The sequence below is a fragment of the Eudoraea sp. genome (assembly GCF_049665975.1).
Taxonomy (GTDB): domain Bacteria; phylum Bacteroidota; class Bacteroidia; order Flavobacteriales; family Flavobacteriaceae; genus Eudoraea.
Genome location: NZ_JBATGR010000204.1, coordinates 1 through 4,020, shown reverse-complemented (window position 1 = coordinate 4,020; position 4,020 = coordinate 1). Strand labels below are relative to the sequence as shown.

Sequence of the window (4,020 nt, the reverse complement as noted above, 5' to 3'; positions counted from 1 at the left end):
ATTTTTATATGTGACCTTAAATCATGCTTCTGTATTCAATAAGGTTGATTCGTTTTGGTAGAAATCGTGAGAATGGATACATATACTAAGCAACATTCATTTTACGTAAATATGAACTAAAAAGAGGAGAAAATAAGCATGGTCGTAAACGTGGTTGTAAACATTAGGCACAAAAAAAAGGAGCTACATTTTTGTAGTTCTTTGACAGTCCATGTGGTCCCACCCCTCCTTCATTCCATTTCGGATGGACACGCCAACCCTTCGTTTTACTTCGGAGGACAGGCCCGCCAAAGGAGGGCTGGGTTAGATCGCTCCGCTCTTGGACCAGAGAAGTCCCGCTGTTGCAAACCTGCCGGCCGCAGGCGGGTAGAAAACTACACTTTGCCTTCGTTTTACTCCGGAGGACAGGCCCACCAAAGGAGGGCTGGGTTAGATCGCTCCGCTCTTGAACCGGACAGAGCATTAATCAAGTGCCCGGTAGACATTTTTGATTATAGGGCCAGGATTTATCTCTTATATAACTATTTGTCAACTTGCCAACTTAATAGGTATCCGAATTTTAAGCCTTTGTACTTTTTTAGAACCTCGACAAAAATATTTTCCTGATATAAGCTTTAATAACAACTAAAAAATCTTGTCGTTTTTCGCATCTTTTTCATAGTAATGACAACTTTAATCCCAAAAAACTTTACTGCCTTACAAGCTTTTTCGTTCTATTATCTTCAATTTCAAAGTATCAAAGAGTATTTCACTTGCCTCGTAGGTCATTTCACCTCCTAATTATGACGATTCAGTAAAATTGAATTCATTTACAACCCAACTCCTGCCTACATTTGTGGTATGAATAACAATATCGAATTAACAATTAAAATTTAAAAATATAGATCATGAGAAAAGCAACTTTAATAGTAGGAATAGTAAGCACGACGCTCTTACTGGCCTTTAATGGAACAAGTCTTTACTCTAATGACTTGGAAGCCAACGATAAGAATAAAATGTTTACAAACGCTTTTGATACCTATTCTAATAATCCATCTTTAATTTCAAATACTGATTTCTGTTGGCTTGATGACATCGTTTACATTGAAGAAAATGATCAAATGGTTTTGGGCTTTGACACCTCATTGTATTTACCTCTTGGGTTCAATGCCTATAAAGGAATGTCTTTTGATATCAGTGAAATAGATTATGTTGAAATAGAAGGAGAAATTGACTTAGGATTCGACACTAAAGATTACCTGCCACTTGGTTTTAATCCTTATGCCGAAGCAGGATTGAAATTAGCAGACATTGAATATCTGGAAATGAATGAAGATATTGATTTGGGGTTTGATACAAAACAATATCTGCCAGAAGATTTTAATCCCTATGCAGTAGGAGAGCTCAATTTAGATGAGATCATTTACATTGAAGAAGAAGAAGAGGCGATTGAGCTAGGGTTTGACCCCAGCATGTATCTTCCTCAGGATTTTAATGCCCTGAGTTTATAAAACATTGACTTGAGTTTGTTGTTGCTCCCTAAGCCCTGTCTTTGCAAGATAGGGCTTGGTTTTAGGGCGATAGTCTAAAATCAATTGGCCAAAGAAATTCGTGTAAATTTGTAAAACAAGTGCCATTCCTTATCAATACGTAGTAACATGTTAAGACAAATAAAAGTAAAACGATCCCAATTAGTAAAGGTGTCTTTAGTTTTTGCCGTATTGGTTTCGCTACCCAAGACCATATATATCTACAGCAAATTCCACGAAGGTGATATGGATTTTTCTATAGATTGGGTGGTTGATTTTTTTATAAAATTTGTTTTTTTCTTTTTGTTTTCATGGCTCATTTTGCAACTAAATTCTAACTGGGGGTATTTTTTCACAAAATATAAAAAAGCAACAAGGGTAATTGCCGTGGTTATTTTAAATCTCGTCATCCTTTTAATTGGAACGCCAATACTTGATTTTATTTTTACCTTTATTATTGGCCACCCATTGCCTGAGGTGGAAAAAGGTTTCTTATTGGTTGAGCTCACTGTGCTGGTAATAATCCTGCTTTTCGTAGCCAGAATACTCAGACTTCAGATGGTATCACAACTAAGTTTAATTGAAAATGAACGGCTAAAACAGCAAAATCTCCAAACTGAATTAACCGCCTTAAAAAATCAAATAGACCCTCATTTCCTTTTCAACTCCTTAAATTCACTAAGCTGTTTAATCAGGGATAATGACAAAGCAACCCAATTTGTAAAAAAGCTGTCGTTCATGTACCGTTATATTTTACAGAGCGGAGACAGGGACATGGTATCCTTAAAAGAAGAACTTAAATTCTTGGATAGTTATTGCTATTTAACAAAAACCCGATATAGAGATCGATTTACTATTGATATTAAAATTGATGAAAAATACCTTGAAAAAGAAATCCCGCCATTGGCACTGCAATTACTTGTTGAGAATGCAGTAAAGCATAATGAGATATCCGAAATCAATCCATTGACTGTGAAAATATTTTACAAGGATGGGTTTATCTTTGTTGAAAACAAGATACAACCCAGAACCGTAATGTCTGAAGGCACCGGACATGGGCTGGTAAACCTGGACAAAAGATATTTTTTAATTGAAAAGCAAAATATTGTAATTGCGAAAGACAATAATACATTCAGTGTTAAGCTGCCTTTAAAATCAGGAGAATGAAAGTAGTTATTGTTGAAGACGAGCTAGCGGCAAGTGAAAATCTGACCTATTTACTTAAGAAACTGAATCCCAATATTGAGATCCTTGCCGTTTTAGATTCTGTAAGATCCTCAGTTGAATACTTTTCTGCACCTAACGATGCTGAATTAGTGTTTATGGACATTCATTTGGCCGATGGGCTTTCTTTTGAAATATTCGATAAAGTTAAAATAACAAAACCGGTAATTTTCACCACAGCCTATGATCAGTATGCACTAAAAGCTTTTAAGGTAAATAGTATTGATTATTTATTAAAGCCCGTTGATGAAGATGAACTGGGAAAAGCGCTGACTCAATTTGAAGTTCAATCGCAGACAGATGCCTCCTCTAATATTCAGATGGAAGGGCTGTTAAATCTTATCAAAGCCAATAATAAAACATACAAAACAACGTATTTGGTGAGTTACAGAGACCAATTGATCCCAATTAAAACCTCAAGTATTGCGTATCTATATATAGACTCCGGTATCGTTAAGGGGATTACCAAAGACAATAAAAGTTATACCCTTGATAAAAAATTAGAAGATATAGAAAATGAACTAGACCCATCATGCTTTTACAGGGTCAACAGACAACTCATAGTTCATAAAGATGCTATTGCAAATATCAAATATTATTTCAACGGAAAGCTGATCCTAAATGTATTGCCTGTTTTTAAAGAACAAATTGTGGTTAGCAAAGCTAAATCTAAAGCGTTTAAAGAATGGATCAATTCTTAATCTAGTTAGTTGATTAGGATGCAGAAATGCAAAAACCCGCACCATCTTCTAGTGCAGGTATATGCTGTTTAAGTTTGTGGCCCTAACCTGACCCCTGAAGCCTGGGCAATCAATGAAAAAGGTGAAAAAGTGCAAGCTGCATCGTGGTTTATGGGGGTTTGTCCTACCGAACCCGGTTTCCGTCAGTATCGTTTTGGCCAGCTACGGGATTTACTTTTGGAGTATGACCTGGATGGTATTTGGATGGACTATGTGCATTGGCATGCACAGTTTGAAGAACCTGAGCCCATCTTGCCCGAAACGTGTTTTTGTGATCATTGTCTTGATAATTTCTCAAAAGATTCAGGAATCGAAATACCGGACGGAATTACCTCAAAGAAGGCACTATGGATACTGAACAACCATGATGAATCATGGCGTAATTGGCGATGCGAGGTGATTTATGATTGGACCTATGAAATAAAAAGGATTATCAAGGAAATCAAACCAGAGGCGCTCCTTGGACTTTATCATTGTCCATGGGACGATCAGGAATTTAATAGTGCCAGGCGTCGCATACTGGGACTCGATTATAATCTATTAAAAGA

Annotated in this window: 4 protein-coding genes; all 4 read left to right on the top strand. The window is 36.5% G+C overall.

Going from position 1 to position 4,020, the window contains the following annotated elements; all coding sequences use genetic code 11:
• The first annotated feature begins 887 nt into the window (after nt 1-887).
• The gene (locus WBN20_RS07555) at nt 888-1,490 is read left to right on the top strand and encodes a hypothetical protein (RefSeq protein ID WP_424281250.1); all 603 of its coding nucleotides are present in this window, start codon (nt 888-890) and stop codon (nt 1,488-1,490) included.
• Between the two features lie 147 nt (nt 1,491-1,637).
• Nucleotides 1,638-2,675: a sensor histidine kinase gene (locus tag WBN20_RS07550; protein ID WP_424274962.1), complete on the top strand. Its 1,038-nt coding sequence runs from the start codon at nt 1,638-1,640 to the stop codon at nt 2,673-2,675.
• Entirely contained in the window at nt 2,672-3,433 is a 762-nt protein-coding gene (locus WBN20_RS07545; protein WP_424281249.1) for a LytR/AlgR family response regulator transcription factor, read from the top strand. The genes WBN20_RS07550 and WBN20_RS07545 overlap by 4 nt, the downstream gene beginning before the upstream one ends.
• 129 nt (nt 3,434-3,562) lie before the next feature.
• A partial coding sequence (locus WBN20_RS07540) for a hypothetical protein (protein WP_424281248.1) occupies nt 3,563-4,020 on the top strand: 458 nt, incomplete at its 3' end.

Bases quoted from the DNA above. Each gene is read 5' to 3' on its own strand.
- WBN20_RS07555 (WP_424281250.1), top strand. From the start codon at position 888: ATGAGAAAAGCAACTTTAATAGTAGGAATAGTAAGCACGACGCTCTTA.
- WBN20_RS07550 (WP_424274962.1), top strand. From the start codon at position 1,638: ATGTTAAGACAAATAAAAGTAAAACGATCCCAATTAGTAAAGGTGTCT.
- WBN20_RS07545 (WP_424281249.1), top strand. From the start codon at position 2,672: ATGAAAGTAGTTATTGTTGAAGACGAGCTAGCGGCAAGTGAAAATCTG.